Source organism: Pseudomonas sp. No.117 (assembly GCF_054558395.1).
The window spans coordinates 160,505-184,707 of the sequence record NZ_BAAJNP010000004.1 but is presented as its reverse complement, the minus strand read 5'-3'; the positions used below and the strand labels follow the sequence as shown (position 1 = coordinate 184,707).

Genomic DNA, 24,203 nt, shown 5'->3' with positions numbered 1-24,203 from the left:
AGGCGATGTTGTCGGAAAGGCAGGCAGAGCGAAGAATGGGAGGACCCGGTGTCTGGGCGCCGGTGTCCGTAAAAGAGGTCAGCCGGCGCCGGGCGCGCGTACGGCGATTCCGGCGGCGTCCAGGCGCTGGCGGATCGCCTGGGCAAGGCCCAGGGCGCCGGGGGTATCGCTGTGCAGGCAGATGGACTCGAAGGCCACTCCGACCTCGCCCCCCTCCACCGTGGCGACCCGGCCTTGTTGGCAGGCCCGCAGTACCCGCTCGGCCACGGCCTGGGGATCGAGGGCGGTCATGCGGCGCACCAGCACGATGGAGCCGCTGGCGTCATAGTCCCGGTCGGCATAGAACTCGCGCACCAGCGGCTGCCCTAGCTCGCGACCGACTCGCCAGGTCGCCGAGTTCGGCAGGCAATAGAGCAGCAGGTCGGGTTCGAGTCGCTGCAGCGTCTCCACCAGCAACCGGGCAGCCGCTTCGTCCCGAGCCAGGTGCATGAACAGCGCGCCATGGGGCTTGAGGTGTTGCAGGCGCAGGCCATGCAGCCGGGCGAATTCGCGCAGGGCGCCGAGCTGGTAGACGATGTCCGCCACCAGTTCTTCGGCGGGCATCTGCAGGGGGCGACGACCGAAACCCACCAGGTCGCGGTAGCCAGGATGGGCACCGATGGCCACGTTGCGCGCCTTGGCCTGCAGCACGGTGCGCTGCATGAGGCTGGGATCGCCGGCATGGAAGCCGGTGGCGATGTTGGCCGAGCTGACCAGCTCGAGCAGCTGTTCATCCACGCCGTCGCCCAGGGTCCAGGCACCGAAGCCCTCGCCCATGTCGGAATTGAAGTCCACTTCGATCATTGCGGTATTCCCTGGCAGCGGTGCGATGTCCTCGACCTTAGGACTGCCCTGCCCCCTTGGGAAGATTTATTATCCAAGGCCCGGCGTTCGGAAAAATCGATACCAAGGACAGTCGCCATGGCCCTTACCCTGCGCCAACTCCGCTACTTCACCGCCACCGCCGAACTGGGGCAGATCTCCCAGGCCGCCATCCACCTGAACATCTCCCAGTCTGCGGTCACCAGTGCCATCCAGGAGTTGGAGAGTCTGTTGGGCGCCAGTCTGTTCGTCCGTTCGACCCAGGGCATGGCCCTCACCGACGCCGGCCGGCATTTCCTCAATCATGCCTACGGCATCCTGCGCGGGGTCGATGACGCCTTGAGCAGCGCCCTGCCCGACCACCGCGCCAGTGGCGAACTGCGTATAGCCGCGAGCTATACGGTGATCGGCTACTTCCTGCCGCACCACCTGCAACGGCTGGCGCAGCTCTATCCCGAGGTGACGGTCGCGGTGCACGAGCAGGAACGCCAGGCCATCGAAGAGGCGCTGCTGGACAAGCGCATCGACATGGCGGTGGTGCTCACCGCCAACCTGACCCACGAAGACATCGTTTCCGAGACGCTCTTCAACTCGGAACGCCGCCTCTGGCTGCCCAGTGGCCATCCGCTGCGCGATCATCCCAACGTCAGCCTGGCCGATGTGGCGCGCGAGCCCTACGTCCTGCTCACCGTCGACGAGGCCGAGCAAAGCGCGATGCGCTACTGGCGCCAGGCCGGTCAGCAGCCCCAGGTGCTGCTGCGCACCAGTTCGGTGGAAGCCGTGCGCAGCATGGTGGCCAATGGCAGCGGCGTGGCCATTCTCTCCGACCTGGTGTATCGCCCCTGGTCGCTGGAGGGCAAGCGGCTGGAGACCCGTACCCTGGTGGAACCCATCACCCCCATGAGCGTCGGCCTGGCCTGGCACCGCGAACGCCCGCTGACGCCGGCCATGCAGGCCTTTCGCAGCTATTTCCATAGCGCCTTCCTGGCGCCGCAGCAGATCGGAGCCCGGCGGTAATGGCTGCTAGAAATCCTCACGATCGAAAGGATTAAGAGGCTATTAGCGGTTCAAGGTAAGTGAATCCTCAGGCTCGTGAGGATTGTCATGGTACAGCTTCGCAGGATAGGATAATCCTCATGATCGTGAGGACTCATCATGCAGATCACACTCAGGAATGCCGCGGAACTGGGTGCACTCTTACGCCAAGTGCGCAAGGCCCAGGCGCTGCGCCAGGACGATGCCGCCGGTAGCCTCGGCGTCAGTGAAAACTTCCTTGGTAAGGTCGAACGCGGAGGTGAAACCGTCCAGTGGGGCAAGCTGTTCCAGGTGCTCGACGGCCTCGGCGTGCGGCTGATCGTGGACCTGCCCGCCGGGGTCGAGGTCGAGCCACTGACGAACATCCGCAAGCCATGAAGCGCGAACTCCTCGCCTGGATCGACGAACGGTTGGTGGGTCGGCTGAGGGACGAGAACGGGATCTGGTCATTCCAGTACCAACCAGATTGGCAGGCGTTCGGGCTCTGCCCACAACTCCCCTTGCAGCCTGAGCCCCTGGTCGATGGCAGTTCGCAACGACCGGTGCAGTGGTACTTCGACAACCTGCTGCCGGAGGAAGGCCAGCGGCAGCTGCTTGCCCAGGACGCGCGGCTGGATGCGGCCGATGCCTTCGCCGTGCTGGGCTGGTACGGGGCCGAGTCCGCCGGATCCCTTACCCTGCTTGGTGAAGACCAGCGCTTGCCAGCGGGGGCTCGCCGGCCCCTGAGCGATGCCGACCTCTCCCGGCGGATCCGCGCCATGCCGCAGTTGCCGCTGACCCACGAGGCGCTCAAGCGCATGTCGCTGGCCGGCGCCCAGCACAAGCTGGCGGTGATCCTCGATGAACAGGGGCTGCAGGAACCGGTAGGCGCCCTACCCTCGACCTATATCCTCAAGCCGGACCATCCCCATGAGGCTTTCGCCCATTCGGTGATCAACGAGTGGTTCACCATGCGCCTGGCAGGCTCGGTGGGACTGGTTGTTCCCGCCGTCGAGCGGCGCTACGTACCCGAGCCGGTCTATCTGATCGAACGCTTCGACCGCGTCCGTACCCCGGGCGGCTGGCAGCGCCGCCATGGCATAGACGCCTGCCAGGTGCTGGGGCTGGATCGTCATTTCAAGTACCAGGCGGGTAGCGTGGAACGGCTCGCCGAACTGGCCCGGCTGTGCGAAGCACCGGCCGTGACCCGGACGCGGCTGTTCGGCTGGTTGGCGTTCAACGTGCTGGTGGGCAATACCGATGCCCACCTAAAGAACCTCGGCTTCCTGGTGTCGCCCCGCGGCCTGACCCTGGCGCCCTGCTACGACCTGCTCTGCACGGCCGTCTACGAGAGCCGCGCCTTCGACCAGCAGCGCTGGCCGGAGGCAACCACCCTCGCCTGGCCGATCCTCGGTGAAAGCCGCCTGATCGCCATCGACCGCGAGCGCCTGCTCGACGCCGCGGAGGTCCTGGGCATCAAGCGCTCCCCGGCCGCTGCCCAACTGCAGCGGCTGTGCCAGCGCCTGCCACTGCAGGCCCGGGCGCTGCTGGAGCGGACCGAGCAGGAGAACCTGGTCCTGGCCCAGGCGCGGCCCGAGCTGCGGCCGCGCTTCGCGGGTGAGCTGCGTTGCCTGAGGGCGATCAAGGCCCTGATCACGGAACAGGTCGAGCGACTGGCCTAGCGCTGCCCGCTAGAGCGGCAGCACGGCGAGCAAGCGCTCGCGCCTGAGCCGTTGCAGGTGGGCGATCAGCTCAGTGGCGGCGCCCTGGGTGGTGGCGGTGAATTGCACCAGGCGCTGACCCGCCACCGAGCCCAGCCATTCCAGCTCGCTGCTACCGGCCGGCTCAACCACCAGCAGCAGGCAATCGCTGCCCAGGCGGCTCAGCCAGCCCGCGACGCGGCTTTGCGGACCATGGGCCGTCCAGTCCTCGTGCAGCGCGGCAACGTCCTCCAGCTGCAGCAGCGGAAGATCGCTGCAACTGGGCAAGCCGGCGGTCAACGCCGCCGCCAGCTGCGGTTCGATACCGGCATGGAGGATGACCAGCGCCACGGCCGGTCGCGCATCGTCCAGGGGATTCCCAAGGTGGATCGCCATACTGGATTCCTCGTGACGGGACGTGGCTCGGACTTACTCGAAGGCGTTGTGGTAGGCGTTGAGCGCCGGTGCGCCGCCAAGGTGGACATAGAGCACCCGGCTGCCCTTGGCGATCTCGCCACTGCGCGCCATGGCGATCAGCCCGGCCATGGATTTGCCTTCGTAGACCGGATCGGTGAGCATCCCCTCCATCTGCGCGGTGTAGCGGATGGCCTCGACCGTGGGCCCATCCGGCAGACCATAGTCCGGGCCGCAGAAGCGCGGATCGATGATGACGTCCTCGTCGCGGATCTCCTGCTTGAGACCGATCAGCTCAGCGGTGTTGCGGGCGATCTTGGTCACGGCGGCGCGGGTCATCTCGGCGTCGGCGGCGGTGTCTATACCGATCAGCCGGCGTTCCCGCTCCTGGGCACGAAAGCCCACCACCATGCCGCCCTGGGTGGAACCGGTGCAGGTGGCCGTGACCACGGTATCGAAGAAGACGCCCTGCTCGCGCTCCTGCGCCGCCAGCTCATCGGCGAAATGGGCATAGCCGAGGCCACCCAGCGGATGGTCCGAAGCGCCGGCAGGAATGGCGTAGGGCTTGCCGCCCTCGCGCCGCACCTCGTCCAGGGCGCGTTCCCAGGTGGCCTTCACCGCGGTGGAATAGCCCTCGCCCTCCAGCAGCGTCTGGGCGCCCATCAGCCGGGACAGCAGGATGTTGCCAACCTTGTCGTAGACCGGGTCTTCCCACTTGGTCCATTCCTCCTGGACCAGCCGGCACTTCATGCCCAGCACCGCGGCGACGGCGGCTACCTGGCGCGTGTGGTTGGACTGGATGTTGCCGATGGACACCAGGGTGTCGCAGCCCTGCGCCAGGGCATCGGCGGCCAGCCATTCCAGCTTGCGTACCTTGTTGCCGCCATAGGCGAGACCGGAGGAAACGTCGTCACGCTTGGCCCAGAGTTCGATACCGAGGTCCTTCGACAGACGCTCCAGCTTGTGCAGCGGGGACGGGAAGTAACCGAGCTTGACGCGGGGAAAGCGCTTTTCGAGATCCAGGGACATGGTGGCGACTCCAGGGGTTGAAAGGACGCCTTCCATGCTAGGCAAAGCCTTCGAAAAGGTGCTCTCGATTGCGCGGTACGAAAGCTGCTTTCCTTTTCCTGAGTACGGCTTCAACACCCGGAAATTCGGAAAATACCCACTGCTCAAGGAGAATCTTTCGATGAGCGATAGCGCGGAACTCACCCCGGTCGAACGCAAGATCCTCAGAGCGCTGCAACAGGACGGGCGCCTGAGCAATGCCGAGCTGGCGCGCCAGATCTCCCTGAGTCCGAGCGCCTGCTGGAACCACACGCGCAAGCTGTTCGACAGCGGCGTCATCACCGGCGTCAGGGCCCATGTCGACCCCAAGGCCGTGCAGCGGGAGACGGCGGTGCTGGTGGGCGTGGTGCTGGACCGGTCGACCCCGGAATCCTTCCAGGCCTTCGAGGCCGCGGCGCGCGCCCTGCCGCCAGTGCTGGAGTGCTACCTGGTGGCCGGGGACGTGGACTACTTCATCAAGCTCAGGGTCAAGGACATCGCCGCCTTCAATCGCCTGCACAGCGAGCGGCTGATCGCCCTGCCCGGGGTACGCCAGGTGCGCACCTTTTTCGTACTGAACGAGATCAAGACCGATGGGTTGTTGCCCATCTGATTCGATAGGAGACGCCGAAGGGGGACGCCGAGCGGCGCCCGTTCAGGAGCGGTGTCGGTTTCCGAAGTTGTTGCGCAATTTTGGAAATACCTAAGCCTGAATCAGCCAATGGCAGCAATCGACCAAAAGCTGCCCTTCGCAAAGGGCCGCAATCGGCCAAAAGGAGGCGGTGAGGTACTGCGCGAGTCCACTCCGCTGCAACTGACGACCCATAAGGGGCTTCACAGATGGCGGCGTCCCGATTTGACGCCGCCTCAGGTCAATGCACGACCACGTTCAACAGCAACACCACAATCAAACCGACCACGGCGACGATCGATTGCACCACCGAAATAGTCTTGGTGGCTTCGCCCATCGTCATGCCGAAGGATTCCTTCACCATCCAGAAACCTGCATGGTTGGCATAGTTGAAGAACAGCGAGCCGCAGCCAATGGACAAGGCCAGCAGCGGCAAGTTGAGGCTGGGATCAGCACCGGCAAGCGGCGCCAGCAAGCCGGCAGCCCCCACGATACCTACCGTGGCGGAGCCGGTAGAGACCGAAAGCAACATGGCGATCAACCAACCCAGGAGCAGCGGAGGGAACGCTGCCTGCTGAGTCAGGTGCACGATCGCATCGCCCACCTTGGCGCTGGTCAGCAGTTGCTGAAAGGCACCGCCGCCAGCGATGATCATGATGATCGAGGCGATCGGCTTGAGGCTCTTGCCCAGCGATTCGCGCAGTAGTTCTGCGTCGCCGCCGCGTGCGAGTACCAGACTCGCCCCGGCGAACAGCACGCCAAGCAGCATCGCTATCAGCGGATTGCCGAGGAAACCGGCCATTTTCAGTAGCGCATTGTCCTTGGCCAATACCATCTCGGCGACGGCATGGATCAGCATCAGGATCGCCGGCAGCAAGGCTGCCAGCACGCCAAGGTATACGCTGGGGCCTGGTTTATCGTCGGCTTTTTCAGCCAGGGTGAACTGATCCAGCAACACCTGATCGGGCCGAGTGCTCATGCGTGGGGAAATGAATGCGCCGTACAGGGGGCCACCCAAGATCATGGCCGGGATAGCCGCCAGGAAACCATAGAGCATGGTCGGCCCGACCGAGGTTTTCAGCGCGGCGATGGCCGTCAACGGGCCAGGGTGCGGCGGGACCATACCGTGCATGGCGGCCAGTGCGGCAATCACCGGAACGCCCACGTAGACATACGCTGAACCCTTGAAGCGCGCCTGACTTTCCAGCTTGCGCGCCACGCTGAAGATCAGCGGCAGCATGATCACCAAACCGACCTCGAAAAACATCGGAATGCCAATCACAAACGCGACCATCATCATCGCCCATGGAATCATCCGATCCGATGTGCGCTTGAGGATGACCGCAGCAATCTGCTCGGTGATGCCGGCGTCCGCCAATATTTTGCCGAGCATTGCCCCCAGCGCGATGACCACCCCCACTGCCCCCAGTGTCTTGCCAGCGCCGGTGATCAAATTGGAGACGATGCGATCTGGCTCCATACCGGTCGCAAAGCCTACGCCGACGGAAACTACCAGCAAAGCCAGCAGCGGGTGCATTTTGAGCCGCGAGACGATCAGCGCTACCAGCACCAGGACGCTGATCAATGCAGTCAGTAACAGATCTATATCTAAGGGAGTCATGAAAGGTTCTCGGTTGGGCTGGTGCCAAACTCTTGTAAGTGGGTGAGATGAATGGCGTCTGCAACGGCTAAGTTGCAGCGTCCGTCTTTCTAAAAACCAAATAACCTGCGAGGTGCTTGCACCAATAGCGAGGCGCTGGCTTGCGCTGAAAGCTCCAAGGCTTGCAACTGGTCGACGACGGTAGTGAAAGCTATGCTTTGCTCATGCTGCGTATGCGGCCAGTCGCTGCCCCACACCAACTGCTGCAGGCCAAAGCTTTTTTCCAGCAACGGTAATGCCCTTCGAGCAAAATCGAGGTTCTGTTGTGGCGTACCTCCCAAACGATAGATTCCCGATACCTTGATCCAGATCGAACCTTTCGATCCGGCCTCAAGCAACTCGCCAAACCCGGGCTGATCGAGACCCGCATTCGCGTCCGGCCGCCCAAGGTGATCGATCACCAATTTCACGCCGAACGGCGTCAATCGCTGGATCAAGCCCGGCAGATCCTTGACTTCCCGGTGCAACTCGACGTGCCAGTCAAGATCAGCGATATCGCTGAAAAACCCTTGCCAGGCACTGTCACGAAAATCGGGTAACGCCTTGCCGATCAGGTTCAGGCGCACGCCCACCACGCCCAGCTGAGCCATGTCATTCAAGGTAGAACGACTGATGCCTGGCTCCAGCACTACCACACCGCGCAACTGCCGAGGTGCTTGCTGCAACGCCGCCAACAGGTAGCTATTGTCGGTGCCAAGGAAACTTGGTTGCACCAATACACCGTGACTCAGACCATGGGTTTGCAAATGCTCGAGGTACTGGTCAAGCGTGGCGTCGTACTCAGGACTGTAGCGCCGTGCACCGATCAGCTGCAGATCACGGCTGAACACATGGGCATGGGCGTCAATGCCGGTGATCGACATGGGGCGGGGAACTGACATGGGTTTTATCTACTGAAGGTTGGGATCATCACGCCCGAGCGCGTTGATTGCCGTTGATAGTGGCCGGAACGGGGGTGGCATGGGCTTCAAGGTCCCTGCCGCGGGTTTCAGGCAGGCAAAGTGCGGCAAGCACCCCCACGCCGTAGGCGATTCCGGCATCGATACCAATCGCCGAACCCAGCGACATGGAAGCACTCATGTGCCCGACCAGGAATGGAAATACAGCGGACAGCACCCGGCCAAAGTTGTAGCAGAAGCCAACGCCGGCGCCGCGTACATCGGCAGGGTAAAGTTCGTTGAAGAGCGCTCCCAGACTGGCCGGGATACCGGCGGCGAAGAACCCCAACGGGAACCCCAGGAACAGCATCTGCGTATTGGTCAGCGGCAAAAATACGTAGCACTGCACCGTGACCACGCAGCACAAGGCAAACAGCACGATGTTTTTCCGACGGCCAATGCGATCGATCAAATAGCCGCTGGCCACACAACCACACCAGAAGGCGACGATGATCACCGCCAGATAGCCGCCCGAGTTCAACACGGACAGATTGCGCTCGGTCTTTAGGAAAGTCGGTAACCAGGTCATTACCGCGTGGTAGCCACCGTGCGCGCCCAGTCCCAGCAGTCCGCCAAACAGGGTCACGCGAATCAGTTCCGGGCGAAAAATGCCCGCGAGCGACTTGAAGAAACTCTGCGGGATGGCGTTGTCTTTTTGCAGACGCTGGAAGCTGTCCGGCTCCTCAACGTTACGCCGCACCCAGATGATCAGGAACGACGGCAGCAACCCGACAAGGAACATCACACGCCAGGCCATATCCTGTGGCACAGCGGTATAGATCAGCGTGAACACCCCGACCGCCAGGCCCCAACCCACCGCCCAGGCACTTTGTACGGTGCCCATGACCTTGCCGCGATAGTGCGGATTGATCGTCTCGGCCATCAGCACCGCGCCGGCCGCCCACTCCCCGCCAAGCCCGAAACCCTGCAGCGCTTTGACCACCAACAGCTGATTGAAGCCCGTGACGAAAGCCGAGAGAAAGGTGAAGAACGAGAACCACAAAATCATCAGCTGCAAGGTGCGCACACGGCCATAGCGGTCAGACAACGTCCCACCCACCCAACCACCGAGAGCCGAGGTGACGAGGGTAACGCCGCTGATCAATCCGGCATCGCCCTTGGTCAGCGCGAAAGCGGCGATCAGCGCCGGAATCGCCAGACCGAACATCTGCACTTCCAACGCGTCGAGCGACCATCCGCCGAAGCAGGCCCAAAATGTCTTGCGCTCACGAGGGGTGATGTGGCGATACCAGCTGAACATGATTCTTATCCTTATAGGTGTTATGCAAGGCAGCCGACTGCCAACCCCACCGCGACAGGGTCAACTCAGGCAAACAAACAGCAATCGGGCGGCGATCCAGCCGCCGCAGAACGCTTCGCTACGCAGACAGGCGTTAGCGAATATCCACGCGGTAGCGGAAATGCTCCGCGTGGCCGCGCGAGCGACGCCATTCCAACGGGCTACCCGCATAATCGCGGGCCAAACGCTCGATCACGATCACCGGACTGTTGACCGCTACCTGGAGCAGTCGGGCATGCACGTCATTCACCGATTCAGCGGTCAGCGTTTCTTCGGCCGATGCAACAACCTGTCCGCACACTTCCTCGTAAATCGGATACAGCAGCGGCCCTTCGCGACTGAGGTCGATCTCCAGCAGCGCCTGAAACCGCTGGCGGGGCAACCAGATTTCCTCGGCGAGCACCGGCTCAACATCGAGCAATCGCACACGGACAATACGAATGACCGGCGCATCGGCGGGCAACCCTAGCGCTTGCGCTACGGCCGAAGGTGCTGCAACGGGTTCGATCGAGAGGATGCGACTCTCCGGGACCTGGCGCTCACCGGAAACAGTCTGGAATCGGAAGAAACGAAACAAGGAGGATTGAAACTGAGGCCGCCGAATGAACGTCCCTCGCCCTTGCTGACGCTCCAGAATGCCCTCACTCACTAACGCATCAATCGCTTTGCGCACCGTGCCGGTGGACAGTTGATATTCCGCAGACAACGCCGCTTCAGTAGGGATCGCCTCCCCCGGCCGCCAGCGATTATTGGCGATCTGCTCAGCCAATTGGTCACGCAGGCGTTGGTACAGCGGCAGTCGGGCATCACTGGATAAGGAATTCATCGACTTTATTCACCTTATTATCTAGTCATCTATATGAATCTTGCGGCGAGTATTTGCCTAGATAACCTGGCTGTCAAGGAAGGGCCTTTCGTCTCCCTGACGAAAGGCTGCGCCACTGCCCTTCTCCATAGCAATGCGGGTCGTCGCCGACAGTGTCAGATTCCGACCGAGCGTTGCCCCAAATAAAGGGCAGCTATGGCTCGTAAACCGACAAGAGGATCAGGCCTTTACGGCCAGGGCCAGGGCCAGGATGGTGGCGACCAGCGCCTGGGTCCGCGGGACCAGGGTATCGAGCAGCAGGAACTCGGCCTCGGTATGCACCTTGGCGCCCACCGGACCCAGGCCGCAGAGGGTGGGCACGCCGAGGCTGGCGGTGAAGCCCGAATCGGCGCAGCCGCCGGTGAACTCCCCCTCCACGCTGAAGCCGAGTGCCTGGGCCTCGCGTTGGTAGAGCGCCAGCAGGTCGCGGCTCAGGTGCTCTTCCATTGGCAGGAACAGGCTGGTAGGGGTGACGCTGGCCGAGGTACCCGGCACCTCCACCTCGGCGACGATGGCCTCGATGCGTGCCTGCAGGGCGGGCCAGTCGGCCAGGGCCACGAAGCGCACGTCGAGCCGTGCCGTAGCGCTGGGTGCGACGGTATTGCTGGACGTACCGCCCTCGATGAGACCGACGTTGGTGGTGATACCACGCTCGTAGTCGGTCAGGGCATGCAGCTTGACGATCTTGAGCGCCAGGGCCTGGATGGCGCTGGCACCCTCGGCGTGGCTGACCCCGGCGTGAGCCGCCCGCCCGCTCACGGTGATGGTGAGGCTGGTGCCGCCCTTGCGCGCCTTGACCACATGGCCGCTGACCCGTCCGGGCTCGCAGTTGAGCACGGCCCGCGCCTCGCGCGCGGCCGCTTCCAGGTGCGGCCGGGCCGTGCCGGAGCCGATTTCCTCGTCGCCGGTGTAGAGCACCCGCACCGGAAACGGCAACTGGCCGGCGCGCTGCAGGGCGCGCAGGGCGAAGCAGCTCGCCACCAGGCCACCCTTCATGTCGGCGACGCCCGGGCCGTAGGCCTGGCTGGCATCGCGGGTGAAGCCCCTGCTGGCCACGGTACCGGTGGGGAAGACGGTGTCGCGGTGGCCCAGCAGCAGTACCGCGGGGCCCGTGGCGGGTCCTACCTGGGCGGCGAGGACGTCGCCGAACTCGGCGATCGGCGTACGGGCGACCTCGATGCCGTCTTCCGCCAGAGACGCGGCGAGCACGGCACCGACGGCGTCTACGCCCGCCTTGTCGTAGCTGTTGGAATCGGTATCGACCAGGCGTTGCAGGAGGCTGGTCATGGCTTCGCGCTGGGTGGCGAGCCACTCCAGCGCAGTGGTCTTGGCAAGCGACATCAGTGACGACTCCAGCGATCGCCCAGGTCCCAGAACAGGCCGGCCATGAGTTGCAGCCCCTGCCGCGCGACCGGGGCCAGGAGGTGCTCGTTGGGCGCGTGCTGGGAGCAGGCGGGATAGGAATGGGGCACCCACAGGGTGGGTAGGTCGAGAATGTCGGCAAAGATGTCGTTGGGCAAGCCACCACCAAAATTGGGCAGTAGCGCGGGCTTCTCGCCCAGGGTGCGGGTCAGGGAGGTCAGGGCCCAGTCCACCCAGGGATTTTCCGGGTCCAGCCGCGAGGCCTGGAGGATCTCATCCTTGGCGCGGGTCACGCGCACCGCGGCGAAGCCTTGTTCGGCCAGGTGCGCCTCGATCAGGGGAATGAAGGTGTTGCAGTCACAGCCGGCGACGAAACGGATCTGGCAGTGGGCACGAGCGCTGCCGGGAATGGCGTTGACTGGTGCCGCCGGGTTGCCGGTGGTGAAGGCCAGCAGCTCGAAGGTGTTCCAGCCATAGACCCGCTCGGCCGGCGTCAGCCCCGGCTCGCCCCAGCCCGGATCGATGGCCGGATCGCCAGGGGCGCCGCCGACCTCGATGTCGGCCAGGGCCCGCCGCACCGCCGCGGGCAACTCGGCGGGCTTGAGGCCCGGCACGCGGATCTGGCCGCGGGCATCGACCAGGCTGGCCAAGGCATGGGCGAGGATGATGCCGGGGTTGGCCAGCAGGCCGCCCCAGTTGCCGGAATGATGGCCGCCTTCGCGCAGGTCCAGGTGCAGGTCGAAGTTGAAGGTGCCGCGGGCGCCGAGGAACAGCGTCGGGCGCGTCGCCGCGATCCGCGGACCGTCGGAGGCGATGAAGAGGTCCGCCTTCAAGGCCTCGCGCTGGGCCTGGCAGAAGGTGCGCAGGCCCACCGAGCCGATCTCCTCGCCCATCTCCAGCAGCAGCTTGACGTTGTAGCCCAGGCGCCCGCCGCGGGCGGCGATGACCTGTTCCAGCGCCGCCAGGTTGAGCAGGTGCTGGCCCTTGTTGTCGGCGGTACCCCGGCCATACCAGCGCTCCCCCTCCGCCACCAGCGTCCAGGGGGCCAGGCCGGGCCGCCAGTTGGCGGCGTCGCCGCGGACCACGTCGCCGTGGCCGTAGCTGAGCAGGGTCGGCAGCGCTGGATCCTCGATGCGCTCGGCGATCAGCAGGGGCCCCTTGCCGGCGACGGGATTGTCCAGCCGCTGGCTGGTGAAGCCGAGACTGGCGATGTAGGGGGTGATGAAGGCGTCCAGGTAGCGGCCCAGCTCCGCCTGGCGCTCGGGCTCCTGGCTTTCGGTTGGCAGGGCGACCGCGGCGGCGAGCCGCTCACGGAAGGCGCCGCTGTCGAAATGAGCGGCGGCGAGGTCGAGGGCGTGGGTACGACTGGTCATGACGGGCTCCGGTGGTGTGCGAGGGATCGAGCGGGCGTGCGCGACCCGGATCAGGCGGGTTCCGGCAGATGGCAGCGCTTGCTGCCACCGGGGATGTCCGCGCGCTCGGGATAGCGCTCGGCGCAGGGGCCGAAGCAGCGCGGACAGCGCGGGTGGAAGGCGCAGCCGCTGGGCGGCTGGATGGGATTGGGAAAGCTGCTGCCGAGCCCCAAGGCCGGCAGGCCCAGGGCCGGATCGGGGGTGAGCACCGCATCGAGCAGCGCCCGGGTGTAGGGATGCGCCGGCTGGGCGAACAGCGCCGCCCGCTCGCGCTCCTCGACGATCTTGCCGAGGTACATCACCGCCACCCGGTCGGCCAGGTGCTCCACCACCGCCAGGTTGTGGCTGATGAGCAGGTAGGTCAGGCCGAATTCACGCTTGAGCTCCAGCAGCAGGTTGAGGATCTGCGCCTGCACCGAGACATCCAGCGCCGAGGTGGGCTCGTCGCAGATCAGCACGTCCGGGCGCATCACCAGGGCACGGGCGATGGCCACGCGCTGGCGCTGGCCGCCACTGAGCTGGCCGGGATGGCTGTCGGCGGCGCGCCGGGGCAAGCCCACCACGTCGAGCATCTCGGCGACCCGCCGGCGCTGCTCCTCGGCCGACCCCAGGCCATGCACCCTGAGCGGCAGGCCAACGATCTGGCGCACCGTCTTGCGCGGATTGAGCGAGGAATAAGGGTCCTGGAAGATCGGCTGGATATGCCGCGCCATCCGCTTGCGATCCACGCCACGCAGGTGTTCGCCACCGACCAGGATGTCGCCGCTGGTGGGCGCCAGCAGGCCCAGCAGCAGTTTGGCCAGGGTGCTCTTGCCGCAACCCGACTCCCCCACCAGCCCGAGGGTCTCGCCGCGGTAGAGGCGCAGGGAGATGCCATCCACCGCCTTCAAGGTAGCCGGCGGGCGGAACAGGCCGCGACCGAGGGTGAATTCGCGGCGGATGTCGCAGAGTTCCAGGGCGATCTCGCGGCTCATCGCACACCTCCCACACGGCGCAGGGGTTCGCTGCGCACGGCGAAGTGGCATCGGGCCAGGTGCGCACCCTCCTCCACCAGCGGCACGCTGTCGGCACAGGCCGCCACCGCCTGCGGGCAACGGTTGCGGAAGGCGCAGCCGTGCTGCTCGCCCACCAGGCTGGGCACCAGCCCGGGGATGGCACCCAGCGGCTGTCCGGGCCGGGTCCGGCCGGGCACCGGGATGCTCGCCAGCAGGCCGCGGGTATAGGGATGCCGCGGTTCGGCGAAGAGCTCGGCGGCCGGCGCCTGTTCGACGATCTGCCCGGCGTACATCACCGCCACCCGGTCGGCGATGCGCGCAACCAGGCCGAGGTCGTGGGTGATGAAGACGATGGCGGTGCCGAATTCACGCTGCAGGCCACGCAACAGGTGCAGGATCTGCGCCTGGATGGTGACGTCTAGAGCCGTGGTCGGTTCGTCGGCGATGATCAGGTCCGGCTCGCAGAGCAGCGCCATGGCGATCACCACGCGCTGGCGCAGACCGCCGCTGAGCTGGTGGGGGTACTGACGCAGTCGCTCGCCGGCGTTGCTGATACCGACCTTCTCCAGCATGGCTTCGGCCCGCGCCCAGGCGCTCTTGCGGTCCAGCTTGCGATGCCGGCGCAGCACCTCGGCGAGCTGGTCACCGATGCTGTAGGCCGGATTGAGGGCGGTCATGGGCTCCTGGAAGATCATCGCCAGGCGGTTGCCGCGCAGGTCGCGCATGCCCCTTTCACCCACGGCCAGCAGGTCGTGCTCGCCCAGGCTGAGGCGTGCGGCCTGGCGCCGGGCCTTGGGCGGCAGCAGGTCCATCAGCGCCAGGGAGGTGAGCGACTTGCCGCAGCCGGATTCGCCCACCAGGCAGAGCATCTCGCCCCGCTCCACCTGCAGGTCCAGGCCGCGGACGGCGTGCAGGGTGTCGTCGCCCAGGGGAATGTCGATGCGCAGGTCGCGTACGTCGAGCAGTGCCATGGTCAGACCTCCAGTCAGTTGCGGCCGTCGGGGGCGGCCAGGTCACGGATGCCGTCGCCGACCAGGTTGATGGCCAGCACCAGCAGCATCAGGGCGATGCCGGGAATGGCGATCACCCAGGGCGAAAAGAACATGTAGGGTTTGCCCTCGGCGATCATCAGCCCCCAGGACGGCAGCGGCGGTTGCACCCCCACGCCGAGGAAGGACAGGGTCGCCTCCAGCAGGATGGCGTGGGCCATCTCCAGGGTGATCACCACGATCAGGGCGCCCAGCAGGTTGGGCAGGATCTCGCCGACGATGACCCGCCAGGTGGAACAGCCCAGCGCCTGGGCGGCGGTGACGTACTCGGCATCGCGGATCTGCTGCACCGCGGCCCGTACCACCACGGCGAAGCGGTCCCACAGCAGGCAGCCGAGCAGGATCACCACCACCTGCAGCGAGCCCCCGACCAGGGAGGCCGCGGCCAGGGCCACCATCACCACCGGCAGCGCCAGGCGGGTGGTCACCAGGTAGCTCACCAGGGCATCGACCTTGCCGCCGTAATAGCCGGCCAGCACCCCCAGCAGCGTGCCGATGGCGCCGGAGATGAGCGCCGCGGCCAGGCCGATGAACAGCGAGATGCGCGCCCCATAGAGCAAGCGGGACAGGTAGTCGCGGCCGAGCTTGTCGGTGCCCAGCGGATGGGCCCAGGTGCCCTTCGCCATCCACACCGGCGGCTTCATCCGTTGCATCACGTCCTGGGCATAGGGATCGTGGGGCGCCAGCCAGGGTGCGGCCAGGGCGGCCAGCACGATCAGCAGGAGCAGCAGCGCGCCGAGGGCGAAGCCGCGGTGACCGAACCAGCGGCGCAGCTGGCGATTGAGGGTTGGCCGCGGTGGCAGGTAGTCGTCGAGGACGAAGGGGTTGGCGACGGTCATGGAGCCTCCTAGCGCACGCGGATGCGCGGGTCGAGCAAGGCGTTGAGCAGATCGGCGACCAGGGTCAGCACGATGTAGATCAGCGCGATCAAGAGGACGATGGCCTGGACCACCGGGAAGTCGTTGCGGGCGATGGCGTCCCAGGCCAGCTGGCCGATGCCCTGCAGGGAGAACACCGCCTCGATCACCACCGAGCCGCCCAGCATGAAGCCGAACTCCACCGCGGCGAGGGCCACCACCGGGATCAGCGCGTTGCGCAGGGCGTGCTTGAACAGCACCCGTGCCGGACTCAGGCCCTTGGCCCGGGCGGTGCGGATGTAGTCGGCGCCGAGCACGTCGAGCATGCCGGCGCGGGTCAGGCGCATCAGCGAGGGCGTGGCGTAGTAGCCCAGGGCGACCGCCGGGAGGATGAAGTGCTGCCAGGTGGTGTTGCCGGAGACCGGCAGCCAGTGCAGGGTCACGGCGAAGATGACGATCAGCACCAGGGCGAACCAGAAGCTCGGCATCGCCTGGCCGAAGGTGGCCAGGGTCAGCGCCAGCCGGTCGATCCAGGTGTCGCGCTTGACCGCGGCCAGCACCCCCAGGGGAATGGCGATCAGCAGGGCCACTGCCAGGGCGATGGCACCCAGGGTCAGGGTGATCGGCAAGCGGGTGGCGATGAGGTCACGCACGGACTCCTGGAAGAAGAACGACTGGCCAAGGTCCAGGCGTAGCAACTGCCCCACCCACTCCACGTACTGGGTGGGCAGGGGCTTGTCCAGCCCGTGTTGGTGACGCACCACCTCGATCTGTTCGGCGGTGGCTTCCGGTCCGGCGATGGCGGTGGCCAGGTCGCCGGAGAGATGCAGCAGGAAGAAGCTGACCAGGGAAACGGTGAAGGCTACGGCCAGGGCGATACCCAGGCGGCGCAAGAGATAGGCGGACATGCGCGGTTCCTCGGCTGAAGGCGCCCCGACCGGGAGCGCGGGGACGGATCAGTTCCAGTGCGCCAGGGCGAAACGGGGCAACTCGTCCGGATAGGGCTGGAAGGCCAGGTCCGAGGTGAAGGCGTAGTTGATGGAGTAGTTGAACACCGGCGCCCAGTAGGCCTGGGCGGCGATCCGCTGCAACGCCTTGCGGTAGTTGTCCTGGCGAACCTGTGGGTCCATGGCGGTATCGGCGACCTTGAGCCAGTCGATCACCTGGGGATCCTTGGCCACGTCGTCGGCATTGCCCTTGAAATAGACGCCAGTGGCCGCCGAGGCGTCGGCGATGGAAAAGGAGCCCCAGGCCAGAAAAGCCATGGGCACCTTGCCGGCGCGCTGCTGGTCACGCAGGGCGGCGTACTTCAGGTAGCGCAGCTTGGCGTCGATGCCCACCGCGCGCAGGTCGCCGATCATTGCCTCGACCACGTCCCGCTCGCGGTAGGCGAAGATCTCGGTACTGAAGCCATTGGGATAGCCGGCGGCCTTGAGCAGGGCCTTGGCCTTCGCCGGGTCGTAGGGGTAGCCCGGCACCGCCTTGGCATCGCAGCCGAACTGCTGCGGATAGCAGGCCACCTGCAGCGGCTGGCTGCCGCCACCCATGAGCTGGCTGGCGATGGCCTGGCGGTTGATGGCGTAGTTGACCGCCTGGCGCACCTCCGCCTTGGCGAAGGGCGAGTCCGGCGAGGACGTGCCCTGGGCGTCCATGCTGAGGAAGCCGATCCGCATGCTGGCACCACTCTCCACCGTCAGGTTGGGCGCTGCCTTGAGCTGCTCGGCCTGGTCCGGCGCCACGCGCCAGGCCCAGTCGATGCCACCGGTCATCAGCTCGGCGAGACGCGTCTCGGCATCCGGGATGACGCGGAATTCGATATGGCCGATGCGCGGTTGCCCCTGGGGGCTGTCCTTGAAGTAGTCGGGATTGCGCTCCAGCTTGACGCCCTGCCCGCTGGTGACCGAGACGATGCGGTAGGGCCCGGTGCCCACCGGCTTCTGCGCGAAGCCGGCCAGGCCGACCTGCTGGAAGTATTTGCCGGGGTAGATGGGCAAGGGATTGGCGAGGTATTCCAGCGCCGCGGGAAAGGGCTGCTTGAGGTGCAGGCGGACCTTGTAGTCGCCGAGCTTCTCGGCGCTCTTGATCCAGTTGACGTTCTGCTGGGTGACCACCTTGCCCTCGGGCGAGGCCACGTAGTTGAAGGTGAAGACCACGTCGTCGGCGCTGAAGGGATCGCCGTTGTGGAAGGTCACGCCCTGGCGCAGGTCGAAGTCCAGGGTCAGCGGATCGACCTGCTGCCAGTGGGTGGCCAGCATGGGGCGGTACTCGCCGGTCTGGGGATCGCGGTAGACCAGGGTGTCCCAGGCCAGGTGGGCGAGGATGACGCCTTCCCGGGCGTCGTTGTGATAGGGGCTGACGTTCTCGGGCTCGGTGTCGGAGGCGTAGACCAGGGTGTCGTTCGCCTTGCTGGCGAAGGCCTGGCCCTGGGCCAGGAAGAGGGAAAACGCGATGCCACAAGCGAAACCTTTGAGTCCCATGCCGTCTGTCTCCGGGGCGGTGGTTGGTCAAAGGCAGGTCCGCGAAGCGCGGGAAAGGGGTGCTGGCGTTACCTGTTTTGTTGGTCTCTTGGCTCGACTCTAGGTCTTGCCATCCCATGCCACAAGCAGAATATTTAGATGCAAGCCATGCCATTTCGGCAAAGGAGGCAGCATGCATCTGCACGGCATCCAGTCCACCGCACTGCGCTATTTCCTCGAGGTGGTGCGCTGCGGCTCCATCAGCGAGGCGTCCCAGCGCCTCAACGTCGCGGCCAGCGCCGTGAGCCGGCAGATCGCCAAGCTCGAACGCGAGCTGGAGACGCCGCTGCTGGAACGTCGCGCCCGCGGCGTGGTGCCCAGTGCCGCCGGCGAGCGGCTGGCGGCCCATGCGCGCAAGGCACAGCTGGCCAGCGAGCAGGTGGCCGCCGAGCTGCGCGGGCTGTCCGACCTGCACCGCGGCCAGGTGCGCCTGGCCACCACCGAAGGCTTCTCGCTGGACTTCCTGCCCGAGCTCATCGTCGCCTTTCGCCGCGGCTACGCTGGTATCCAGTTTTCCCTGGAAGTCGGGGCACCGGCCACGGTGACCCGCCGGGTACAGGAAGGCGATGCCGACCTGGGCCTCACCTTCAGCCTCAAGCCCGCGCCCGACATCCGCGTCGAAGCCACCCTGAGCGGCGCCATCGAGGCCATCGTCGCGCCCGACCACCCCCTCGCCGGGCGCACCGGCCTGGCGCTGGTTGATCTGCAGCCCTATCCCCTGGCCATCCCCATGCCCGATACCACGGTGCGCCAGCTGTTCGACATCTGCTGTGGTGTCCAGGGGCTGTCCTTCGAGCCGGTGCTGGTGAGCAACAACATGCAGGCGCTCTACCGCTTCGCCGCCCTGGGCGGCGGCGTCTGCCTGTCCAGCGAACTCAGCCTGCGCAGCCGCCTGCGCGAAGGCCAGCTGGTCGCCCTGCCGCTGCTGGACGAGGGCCTGGCCGCGCGCCGGATCGAGTTGCAGAGCATGGCTGGACGGGAGCTGCCGCCGGCGGTAGCGGCCTTTCGCACGTTTCTCGTAAGAGCGCTGGAGCAATGAGGTGGGTTAGGCACCAACTGCTGGCCGGAGAAGATCGCCCTTCGCCACTGGATCAAAGCGGTGCAGCCGGAGGCCTGGAGCGCACTGCAACGGAGCGCCACGCGTTCGCTCCCGCACCCTGCAAGCAGCGCCATCCCCCTGGCCATGGGGCTTGGCGGCACCTGGCACGCATCTGGCTTTGCCTAGCCTGTGCAGGAGCACCGGCCAGCCGGTTTGATGCACCACAATTTGCAATGGACGACTAGGGTTCCGGCTCGCCAAGGCGAGTGTCTGGTCCGAGAGTCGTCGACCTCTGATGGGGTTACACGGCGGGACAAAAGCCCGGGAGACACAGCGCCAGTCGCGTGCTCCTGTCCCGTCGTCCATCCTATTGGAGGTCCCATGCGCCATCCCCTGCTCGCCTCGCTCGTTCTCGGCTGTTCCCTGCTGCTCGGTGCCACCGCTCAGGCGGCGCCGCGCGACGACTTCAAGGTGTGCTGGACGATCTACGCCGGCTGGATGCCCTGGGGCGAAGCCCAGGCCCAGGGCATCATCGACAAGTGGGCCAAGAAATACGGCATCCATGTCGAGGTCGTGCAGCTCAACGACTACGTCGAATCCATCAATCAGTACACCGCTGGCCAGTTCGATGGCTGCGCCATGACCAACATGGACGCCCTGACCATTCCGGCCGCCGGTGGCGTGGACAGCACGGCGCTGATCGTCAGCGACTACTCCAACGGCAACGATGGCGTGGTGCTGAAGGGCAAGGGCAAGACCCTGGCCGACCTCAAGGGCCAGCAGGTCAACCTGGTGCAATTCTCGGTCTCCCACTACCTGCTGGCGCGGGCGCTGCAGACCGTGGGCATGTCTGAAAAGGACCTCACCACCGTCAATACCTCCGACGCCGACATGGTGGCCGCCTTCCAGACGCCCGACGTGCGTAACGTGGTGACCTGGAATCCCCTGCTGGCGGAGATCAAGGCCCAGCCGGACACCACCGAGGTGTTCGACTCCAGCAAGATCCCCGGCGAGATCCTCGACATGCTGGTGGTGAACACGGCCACGCTCAAGGATAACCCCGCCCTGGGCAAGGCCTTGACCGGTGCCTGGTTCGAGATGATGGCGCTGATGAAGTCCGGCGATGCCAAGGGCAAGGCCGCTCTGGAAGCCATGGCCAAGGCCTCCGGCACCGATCTCGCCGGCTTCCAGGCGCAGCTCGACAAGACCCGCCTGTTCGCCACGCCCGCGGAAGCGGCCGCCTTCGTCAAGGACCCCGCGCTGCCCGCCACCATGCAGCGGATCGCCCACTTCTCCTTCGACCACGGCCTGCTGGGCCAGGGCGCGCCCAGTGCCGACGCCATCGGCATCGCCTATCCCGGCGGCAAGACCACGGGTGACGCCAATAACCTCAAGCTGCGCTTCGACCCGACCTTCGTGCAGCTGGCTGCCGACGGCAAGCTCTGAGCCCGGTCGCGAGGAAGACTCCCATGCGCTTCATCAATCGGCATCCCGACCGCGGTGGCCGGCTCCTGCTGGTGCTGCTGCCCTTTGCCCTGCTCGCCCTCCTCTATCTGGTCGGCTCGGCCACGCGGCTGGCGGAGAACCCCAGCGACAAGCTCCTGCCGAGCGTGGCGCAGATGGCCGATGCGGTGCAGCGCCTGGCCTTCACCGCCGACGTCCGCACCGGCGGCTATCCCTTCTGGCAGGACACCCTGGCCAGCCTGCAACGCCTCGGCATCGGCCTGGGCATCGCCGCGCTGATCGCCCTGGTGGTGGGCATCGCCGCCGGTAGCCTGCCGCTGGTAGGAGCGCCGCTGTCACCGCTGGTCACGGTGCTGTCGATGATCCCGCCGCTAGCGATCCTGCCGATCCTCTTCATCGTCTTCGGCCTGGGCGAGTTGGCCAAGGTGATGCTGATCGTGATCGGGGTGACGCCAGTGCTGATCCGCGAGCTGGACCAGCGCGCCCGGGAATTGCCGCGGGAGTTGCTGATCAAGGCCCAGACCCTGGGGGCCAACAGCTGGACGGTGATCCTGCGGCTGGTGCTGCCGCAGCTGCTGCCACGCCTGCTCATCGCCTTGCGGCTGCAACTGGGCGCCGCCTGGCTGTTCCTCATCGCCGCCGAAGCCATCGCCGCCACCGATGGCCTGGGCTATCGCATCTTCCTGGTGCGGCGTTATCTGGCGATGGACGTGATCCTGCCCTATGTCGCCTGGATCACCCTGCTCGCCTGGCTGATGGATGCCGGGCTGCGCCTGCTCACCCGGCGCGCCTTCCCCTGGTTTGGGGAGGCGCGTTGATGATCGAGGTCAGCAATCTCTGGCAGCGCTATGGCGAGCAGGTGGTCCTGGAAGGCCTGAACCTGCAGGTGCGCGAAGGCGAATTCTGCGCCCTGGTCGGCGCCTCCGGTTGCGGCAAGTCGACCTTCCTGCGACTGCTGCTCGGCCAGGAGCGGCCCAGTCGCGGCGAGATCCGCATCGATGGCCGGCCGCTGTCGGCGGAGCCGGACCCCGAGCGCGGGGTGGTCTTCCAGCGCTACTCGGTGTTTCCCCACCTGACCGTGCTGGACAACGTCGCCCTGGGCCTGGAATTGCCCAAGGCTCCCCTGCTCGGCCGGCTGCTGGGCGGCGCCAAGCGCGAGGCACGGGCCCAGGCCGCGGCGCTGCTCGAACGGGTCGGGCTCGGCCAGGCACTGGACAAGTACCCGGGCCAGCTCTCCGGCGGCATGCAGCAGCGCCTCGCCATCGCCCAGGCGCTGATCGTCCGGCCGCGCATCCTGCTCTTGGACGAGCCTTTCGGTGCCCTGGACCCGGGCATCCGCAAGGACATGCATGCCCTGCTGCTGGAGCTTTGGCACGAGCGGCCGCTGACCGTGTTCATGGTCACCCATGACCTGCACGAGGGCTTCAGCCTGGCCACCCGGGTGCTGGTGTTCGACAAGGTCCGCCAGGACCCCCAGGCCCCCGGTGCCTATGGCGCCCGCATCACCTACGACATTCCCCTGACCGCCAAGGCTCGCACCCTCGCTCCGGCGACGGCGCAGCCGGCCCTTACCTGACGAGGTCACCCATGCCTGACGACGTGCTCTACCAGGAACGCATTCCCGGCGGTGGCACCGCCTCCTTCATCCTCCGCCGCGGCCAGATCCTGCGGCTGACCGATGTGGAGGGCGGCGCCAACGTCAGCCTGCTGCTGTTCAACGCCGACGACCGCAGCGAACGCCTGAACCTGCCCGATACCCTCAAGGGCCAGCACACCGCCCGCCTCACCGCCGGCCACTGCCTCTACTCCGACATGGGCCGGGTGCTGGCGGCGCTGGTGCGTGACACCTGCGGCTGGCACGACAGCTTCGGCGGCGTGGCCAACGCCGCCGAGGTGGCCGAGCGGTACGGCGAGGGTCGTTACCAGGAGCTGCGCAACGGCTTCCACCGCAACGGTACCGACAACCTGCTGGTGGAGTTAGCCAAGTGGGGCCTGGGCCTCGAAGACCTGCTGATGACCCTGAATCTGTTCAGCCGGGTCGACGTGGATGCCGAGGGCGCCTTCAGCTTCGTCCCGGGCAATTCCCGCGCCGGCGATGTCGTCGAGCTCTATGCGCCCATGAACACCCTGGTGGTGCTCACCGCCCTGCAGCATCCGCTGGACCCCGATCCGGTCTATGCGCCGCGGCCGGTCGAGCTGACCCAGTTGCGCGCCACGCCCGAGGTGGCCGAGGGCTGCCGCACCTCGCGCCCGGAAAACGAGCGCGCCTTCCAGAACACCGCCCGCTACTTCGTCTGAGGCCTCGCCATGACCCTGAACGCCAGCACCAAACGCCCGGAAGAGGCCAGCTACCGCGCCGTCCTGCCCGCCGGGGCGCCTTACCTCAAGGAAATCAAGGCCGGCCAGACCCTGCGCATCCATGACCTGGAAGGCAACCAGGCGGTGGACACCCTCTTCTATGCCGCCGCCAACCCGCAGGAGCGCTACGATCCCCAGCGCACCCTTAGGCGCCAGGGACGGGTCTACCTGTCCACCGGCAGCGTGCTCTACTCCAACCTTGGCAATCCCCTGCTGACCATCGTCGCCGACACCTGTGGCCGCCACGACACCCTGGGCGGCGCCTGCTCTCAGGAGAGCAACACGGTGCGCTACGCCTTCGACCGCCGCCAGATGCACAGCTGCCGCGACAACTTCCTCTGCGCCGGGGGCCATGACGGGCGCCTGGGCAAGCGCGACATCGGCGCCAACATCAACTTCTTCATGAACGTGCCGGTGACCGCCGACGGCGGCCTGACCTTCGAGGACGGCATCTCCGGCGCCGGCAAGTACGTGGAGTTGCGTGCCGAGATGGACGTCATCCTGCTGATCTCCAATTGCCCGCAACTGAACAACCCTTGCAATGGCTGGAATCCGACGCCGGCGGAGGTACTGCTATGGGACTAAGCCGTACCGCGCGCTTCTGGCACTGGCTGCGACCGCGCCTCCAGCGCTTCTGCGAGCTACGCGCCGGGCGCTATTGAGATCCGCGCCAGCCCTAATCAGCCACCTTCGTGCGCCTCTCGAGGACGACCCCGAGAGC

At 66.1% G+C, this 24,203-nt stretch carries 24 protein-coding genes and 1 riboswitch; of the genes, 10 read left to right on the top strand and 14 right to left on the bottom strand.

The window, feature by feature from the left end; genetic code table 11:
- Window positions 1-78: 78 nt before the first annotated feature.
- Window positions 79-843 (bottom strand): 5-oxoprolinase subunit PxpA, encoded by a 765-nt coding sequence (locus tag ACYJP6_RS10700; protein WP_459474964.1) that lies wholly within the window; start codon window positions 841-843, stop codon window positions 79-81.
- A 117-nt stretch (window positions 844-960) separates the two neighbouring features.
- On the opposite strand from ACYJP6_RS10700, the gene ACYJP6_RS10695 reads away from it, so the two are divergent.
- The 3 genes from ACYJP6_RS10695 (at window position 961) to ACYJP6_RS10685 (ending at window position 3,557) form a co-directional block, all read left to right on the top strand.
- Window positions 961-1,878 carry a LysR family transcriptional regulator gene (locus ACYJP6_RS10695; RefSeq protein WP_459474963.1) on the top strand — a complete coding sequence of 306 codons (918 nt, stop codon included), beginning with the start codon at window positions 961-963 and terminating at the stop codon, window positions 1,876-1,878.
- Between the two features lie 138 nt (window positions 1,879-2,016).
- Window positions 2,017-2,274 carry a helix-turn-helix domain-containing protein gene (locus tag ACYJP6_RS10690; RefSeq protein WP_459474962.1) on the top strand — a complete coding sequence of 86 codons (258 nt, stop codon included), beginning with the start codon at window positions 2,017-2,019 and terminating at the stop codon, window positions 2,272-2,274.
- Window positions 2,271-3,557: a HipA domain-containing protein gene (locus ACYJP6_RS10685; protein ID WP_459474961.1), complete on the top strand. Its 1,287-nt coding sequence runs from the start codon at window positions 2,271-2,273 to the stop codon at window positions 3,555-3,557. The genes ACYJP6_RS10690 and ACYJP6_RS10685 overlap by 4 nt, the downstream gene beginning before the upstream one ends.
- A 9-nt stretch (window positions 3,558-3,566) precedes the next feature.
- Here ACYJP6_RS10685 and ACYJP6_RS10680 read toward each other — a convergent pair whose 3' ends face one another.
- Window positions 3,567-3,971, bottom strand: coding sequence for a hypothetical protein (locus ACYJP6_RS10680; protein ID WP_459474960.1), 405 nt, complete (start codon window positions 3,969-3,971; stop codon window positions 3,567-3,569).
- Window positions 3,972-4,004: 33 nt separating this feature from the next.
- The gene (locus tag ACYJP6_RS10675) at window positions 4,005-5,018 is read right to left on the bottom strand and encodes a 1-aminocyclopropane-1-carboxylate deaminase (protein ID WP_459474958.1); all 1,014 of its coding nucleotides are present in this window, start codon (window positions 5,016-5,018) and stop codon (window positions 4,005-4,007) included.
- A 160-nt stretch (window positions 5,019-5,178) separates the two neighbouring features.
- On the opposite strand from ACYJP6_RS10675, the gene ACYJP6_RS10670 reads away from it, so the two are divergent.
- Entirely contained in the window at window positions 5,179-5,649 is a 471-nt protein-coding gene (locus tag ACYJP6_RS10670; protein WP_459474957.1) for an Lrp/AsnC family transcriptional regulator, read from the top strand.
- Between the two features lie 259 nt (window positions 5,650-5,908).
- On the opposite strand, the gene ACYJP6_RS10665 is transcribed toward ACYJP6_RS10670, so the two are convergent.
- The 11 genes from ACYJP6_RS10665 to ACYJP6_RS10615 all read right to left on the bottom strand — a co-directional run bounded on the left by ACYJP6_RS10665 (window position 5,909) and on the right by ACYJP6_RS10615 (window position 18,582).
- Window positions 5,909-7,288, bottom strand: coding sequence for a GntP family permease (locus ACYJP6_RS10665; protein WP_459474956.1), 1,380 nt, complete (start codon window positions 7,286-7,288; stop codon window positions 5,909-5,911).
- 89 nt (window positions 7,289-7,377) lie between these two features.
- On the bottom strand, window positions 7,378-8,190 hold the full coding sequence (locus ACYJP6_RS10660) for an amidohydrolase family protein (RefSeq protein WP_459474955.1): 813 nt from the start codon (window positions 8,188-8,190) through the stop codon (window positions 7,378-7,380).
- A gap of 46 nt (window positions 8,191-8,236) precedes the next feature.
- On the bottom strand, window positions 8,237-9,526 hold the full coding sequence (locus ACYJP6_RS10655; RefSeq protein ID WP_459474954.1) for an MFS transporter: 1,290 nt from the start codon (window positions 9,524-9,526) through the stop codon (window positions 8,237-8,239).
- A gap of 133 nt (window positions 9,527-9,659) precedes the next feature.
- Window positions 9,660-10,391 (bottom strand): GntR family transcriptional regulator, encoded by a 732-nt coding sequence (locus ACYJP6_RS10650; protein WP_459474953.1) that lies wholly within the window; start codon window positions 10,389-10,391, stop codon window positions 9,660-9,662.
- A 219-nt stretch (window positions 10,392-10,610) separates the two neighbouring features.
- On the bottom strand, window positions 10,611-11,771 hold the full coding sequence (locus ACYJP6_RS10645; RefSeq protein ID WP_459474952.1) for a M20 family metallopeptidase: 1,161 nt from the start codon (window positions 11,769-11,771) through the stop codon (window positions 10,611-10,613).
- The gene (locus tag ACYJP6_RS10640) at window positions 11,771-13,165 is read right to left on the bottom strand and encodes a M20 family metallopeptidase (RefSeq protein ID WP_459474951.1); all 1,395 of its coding nucleotides are present in this window, start codon (window positions 13,163-13,165) and stop codon (window positions 11,771-11,773) included. The genes ACYJP6_RS10645 and ACYJP6_RS10640 overlap by 1 nt, the downstream gene beginning before the upstream one ends.
- Window positions 13,166-13,215: 50 nt before the next feature.
- Complete coding sequence (locus ACYJP6_RS10635; RefSeq protein ID WP_459474950.1) at window positions 13,216-14,178, bottom strand: ABC transporter ATP-binding protein; 963 nt, start codon at window positions 14,176-14,178, stop codon at window positions 13,216-13,218.
- Entirely contained in the window at window positions 14,175-15,170 is a 996-nt protein-coding gene (locus ACYJP6_RS10630) for an ABC transporter ATP-binding protein (protein WP_459474949.1), read from the bottom strand. Before ACYJP6_RS10630 ends, ACYJP6_RS10635 begins: the two co-directional genes overlap by 4 nt.
- 14 nt (window positions 15,171-15,184) lie before the next feature.
- Window positions 15,185-16,087 carry an ABC transporter permease gene (locus ACYJP6_RS10625; RefSeq protein ID WP_145002508.1) on the bottom strand — a complete coding sequence of 301 codons (903 nt, stop codon included), beginning with the start codon at window positions 16,085-16,087 and terminating at the stop codon, window positions 15,185-15,187.
- An 8-nt stretch (window positions 16,088-16,095) separates the two neighbouring features.
- Window positions 16,096-17,013, bottom strand: a complete 918-nt coding sequence (locus ACYJP6_RS10620) for an ABC transporter permease (RefSeq protein ID WP_459474948.1) — start codon at window positions 17,011-17,013, stop codon at window positions 16,096-16,098.
- Window positions 17,014-17,061: 48 nt separating this feature from the next.
- Window positions 17,062-18,582, bottom strand: a complete 1,521-nt coding sequence (locus ACYJP6_RS10615) for an ABC transporter substrate-binding protein (RefSeq protein ID WP_459474947.1) — start codon at window positions 18,580-18,582, stop codon at window positions 17,062-17,064.
- Window positions 18,583-18,754: 172 nt separating this feature from the next.
- Between ACYJP6_RS10615 and ACYJP6_RS10610 the strand changes: the two genes are divergently transcribed.
- The 6 genes from ACYJP6_RS10610 (at window position 18,755) to ACYJP6_RS10585 (ending at window position 24,067) form a co-directional block, all read left to right on the top strand.
- A complete protein-coding gene (locus ACYJP6_RS10610; protein WP_459474946.1) occupies window positions 18,755-19,660 on the top strand; it encodes a LysR family transcriptional regulator in 906 nt (301 codons plus the stop codon).
- A 230-nt stretch (window positions 19,661-19,890) separates the two neighbouring features.
- Window positions 19,891-19,990, top strand: a riboswitch (guanidine-I (ykkC/yxkD leader).
- Between the two features lie 51 nt (window positions 19,991-20,041).
- The gene (locus tag ACYJP6_RS10605) at window positions 20,042-21,106 is read left to right on the top strand and encodes a putative urea ABC transporter substrate-binding protein (protein ID WP_459474945.1); all 1,065 of its coding nucleotides are present in this window, start codon (window positions 20,042-20,044) and stop codon (window positions 21,104-21,106) included.
- Window positions 21,107-21,129: 23 nt separating this feature from the next.
- Window positions 21,130-21,942 carry an ABC transporter permease gene (locus ACYJP6_RS10600; RefSeq protein WP_459474944.1) on the top strand — a complete coding sequence of 271 codons (813 nt, stop codon included), beginning with the start codon at window positions 21,130-21,132 and terminating at the stop codon, window positions 21,940-21,942.
- Window positions 21,942-22,700 (top strand): ABC transporter ATP-binding protein, encoded by a 759-nt coding sequence (locus tag ACYJP6_RS10595; RefSeq protein ID WP_459474943.1) that lies wholly within the window; start codon window positions 21,942-21,944, stop codon window positions 22,698-22,700. The genes ACYJP6_RS10600 and ACYJP6_RS10595 overlap by 1 nt, the downstream gene beginning before the upstream one ends.
- A gap of 11 nt (window positions 22,701-22,711) precedes the next feature.
- Complete coding sequence (locus ACYJP6_RS10590) at window positions 22,712-23,422, top strand: urea amidolyase associated protein UAAP1 (protein ID WP_459474942.1); 711 nt, start codon at window positions 22,712-22,714, stop codon at window positions 23,420-23,422.
- A 9-nt stretch (window positions 23,423-23,431) separates the two neighbouring features.
- The gene (locus ACYJP6_RS10585; protein ID WP_459474941.1) at window positions 23,432-24,067 is read left to right on the top strand and encodes an urea amidolyase associated protein UAAP2; all 636 of its coding nucleotides are present in this window, start codon (window positions 23,432-23,434) and stop codon (window positions 24,065-24,067) included.
- The last annotated feature ends 136 nt before the right edge of the window (window positions 24,068-24,203 follow it).

Coding starts and splice junctions, on each gene's coding strand:
- ACYJP6_RS10630 (WP_459474949.1), bottom strand. CDS start 15,170: ATGGCACTGCTCGACGTACGCGACCTGCGCATCGACATTCCCCTGGGC.
- ACYJP6_RS10620 (WP_459474948.1), bottom strand. CDS start 17,013: ATGTCCGCCTATCTCTTGCGCCGCCTGGGTATCGCCCTGGCCGTAGCC.
- ACYJP6_RS10590 (WP_459474942.1), top strand. CDS start 22,712: ATGCCTGACGACGTGCTCTACCAGGAACGCATTCCCGGCGGTGGCACC.
- ACYJP6_RS10610 (WP_459474946.1), top strand. CDS start 18,755: ATGCATCTGCACGGCATCCAGTCCACCGCACTGCGCTATTTCCTCGAG.
- ACYJP6_RS10600 (WP_459474944.1), top strand. CDS start 21,130: ATGCGCTTCATCAATCGGCATCCCGACCGCGGTGGCCGGCTCCTGCTG.
- ACYJP6_RS10645 (WP_459474952.1), bottom strand. CDS start 11,771: ATGTCGCTTGCCAAGACCACTGCGCTGGAGTGGCTCGCCACCCAGCGC.
- ACYJP6_RS10585 (WP_459474941.1), top strand. CDS start 23,432: ATGACCCTGAACGCCAGCACCAAACGCCCGGAAGAGGCCAGCTACCGC.
- ACYJP6_RS10625 (WP_145002508.1), bottom strand. CDS start 16,087: ATGACCGTCGCCAACCCCTTCGTCCTCGACGACTACCTGCCACCGCGG.
- ACYJP6_RS10655 (WP_459474954.1), bottom strand. CDS start 9,526: ATGTTCAGCTGGTATCGCCACATCACCCCTCGTGAGCGCAAGACATTT.
- ACYJP6_RS10615 (WP_459474947.1), bottom strand. CDS start 18,582: ATGGGACTCAAAGGTTTCGCTTGTGGCATCGCGTTTTCCCTCTTCCTG.
- ACYJP6_RS10695 (WP_459474963.1), top strand. CDS start 961: ATGGCCCTTACCCTGCGCCAACTCCGCTACTTCACCGCCACCGCCGAA.
- ACYJP6_RS10670 (WP_459474957.1), top strand. CDS start 5,179: ATGAGCGATAGCGCGGAACTCACCCCGGTCGAACGCAAGATCCTCAGA.
- ACYJP6_RS10685 (WP_459474961.1), top strand. CDS start 2,271: ATGAAGCGCGAACTCCTCGCCTGGATCGACGAACGGTTGGTGGGTCGG.
- ACYJP6_RS10690 (WP_459474962.1), top strand. CDS start 2,017: ATGCAGATCACACTCAGGAATGCCGCGGAACTGGGTGCACTCTTACGC.
- ACYJP6_RS10635 (WP_459474950.1), bottom strand. CDS start 14,178: ATGAGCCGCGAGATCGCCCTGGAACTCTGCGACATCCGCCGCGAATTC.
- ACYJP6_RS10665 (WP_459474956.1), bottom strand. CDS start 7,288: ATGACTCCCTTAGATATAGATCTGTTACTGACTGCATTGATCAGCGTC.
- ACYJP6_RS10640 (WP_459474951.1), bottom strand. CDS start 13,165: ATGACCAGTCGTACCCACGCCCTCGACCTCGCCGCCGCTCATTTCGAC.
- ACYJP6_RS10605 (WP_459474945.1), top strand. CDS start 20,042: ATGCGCCATCCCCTGCTCGCCTCGCTCGTTCTCGGCTGTTCCCTGCTG.
- ACYJP6_RS10675 (WP_459474958.1), bottom strand. CDS start 5,018: ATGTCCCTGGATCTCGAAAAGCGCTTTCCCCGCGTCAAGCTCGGTTAC.
- ACYJP6_RS10650 (WP_459474953.1), bottom strand. CDS start 10,391: ATGAATTCCTTATCCAGTGATGCCCGACTGCCGCTGTACCAACGCCTG.
- ACYJP6_RS10680 (WP_459474960.1), bottom strand. CDS start 3,971: ATGGCGATCCACCTTGGGAATCCCCTGGACGATGCGCGACCGGCCGTG.
- ACYJP6_RS10660 (WP_459474955.1), bottom strand. CDS start 8,190: ATGTCGATCACCGGCATTGACGCCCATGCCCATGTGTTCAGCCGTGAT.
- ACYJP6_RS10595 (WP_459474943.1), top strand. CDS start 21,942: ATGATCGAGGTCAGCAATCTCTGGCAGCGCTATGGCGAGCAGGTGGTC.
- ACYJP6_RS10700 (WP_459474964.1), bottom strand. CDS start 843: ATGATCGAAGTGGACTTCAATTCCGACATGGGCGAGGGCTTCGGTGCC.